The sequence below is a fragment of the Paraburkholderia sp. J94 genome, from assembly GCF_905220285.1.
GTDB lineage: Bacteria > Pseudomonadota > Gammaproteobacteria > Burkholderiales > Burkholderiaceae > Paraburkholderia > Paraburkholderia tropica_A.
Genome location: NZ_CAJMZH010000045.1, coordinates 1 through 1,012 on the forward strand (window position 1 = coordinate 1; position 1,012 = coordinate 1,012).

General features: G+C 64.8%; 1 protein-coding gene and 1 pseudogene. Both read right to left on the reverse strand.

All coding sequences use genetic code 11. The features are described 5' to 3' along the window. The coding region (locus U4Y88_RS37550) for a hypothetical protein (RefSeq protein WP_321790121.1) at positions 1-534 on the reverse strand (534 nt) is incomplete at its 3' end. Between the two features lie 81 nt (positions 535-615). Next, a pseudogene (locus U4Y88_RS37555) lies at positions 616-1,012 on the reverse strand (arylsulfatase); the annotation flags it as partial.

The following is a 1,012-nucleotide window of genomic DNA, read 5'->3' on the forward strand; positions in this document are numbered from 1 at the left end:
AGCCAGCAGCACGGTCGCGATCAGGCGCACGGGCGCGATCAGGCGCTGCGCGGCGCGCGGCATCAGCGACGCGGCTAGCAGACCCACGGCGAGCGGCGCGATGATCATGGTCAGCACGATCTTCAGGATCGACGCGGGCCCTACGGCCAGCGGCTGCGCGAACAGCCAGTTGAAGAGGGCCACCGAAAGCGGCATGGTCACGACCGACACCAGCGCGAGCACGACGAGCAGCCCGAGCCCGTAGGGCGCGACGCCGCCCGCTTTTTTATGCTTCTTCGGCAGCAGCGGCGGCACGGGCGAGATGGCGAGCGCCGTGAGAACGACGGCGGTCGGCTGCGGCAGATCGAGGTAGTAGACGCAGGCGACCACGAGGATCGGCAGCAACACCAGCATGGCGATGAGCGAACGCAGCAGCAGGCCCGGCCGCTGCGCGATATAGACCAGGTCGTCGCGCGTGGCCTGGAGGCCGTACGTGAAGACCGTTGCGGCGATGGCGCACTGGAGCGCGAGAAGAATCAGGGCCTTGGCGTCCATGGTTGTCGCGTCGGGAATGCGGCTGGGCGGCGTCCGGCTGAACGCCGCCCGTGAAGCACGCATCTACATCGTCAGGATACCTTATCGATGTCCGCCGCCGGCAGCGTCCATCATCTTCTCGATCACCTGATCGACGCCGAAGCTCGCCGCTTTCTGGCGTGGCGGGAATTCCTTGAACGTCTGCAGGAATTCGGCCACGCCCGCCTGCGCGGGCACGAGAATAAACACGTGATCGAGCAGCCAGTCGTAGTAGGTGTTGGACGTGATGTCGGCGCGCTCGTACGGGTCGGTGCGCAGATTGAAGATCTTCGGCACGCGCAGCGTCACCAGCGGTTCGGCCCATATTCTCAATGTACCGGCCGTGCGCTGCTCCATGAACACGACCTTCCAGTTATCGAAACGCAGGCACGCGAGATCGCCGTCGTCGGTGAAATAGAAGAAGCCCTTGCGCTCGGGTTTTTTCTCCTTGCCGGTGAAA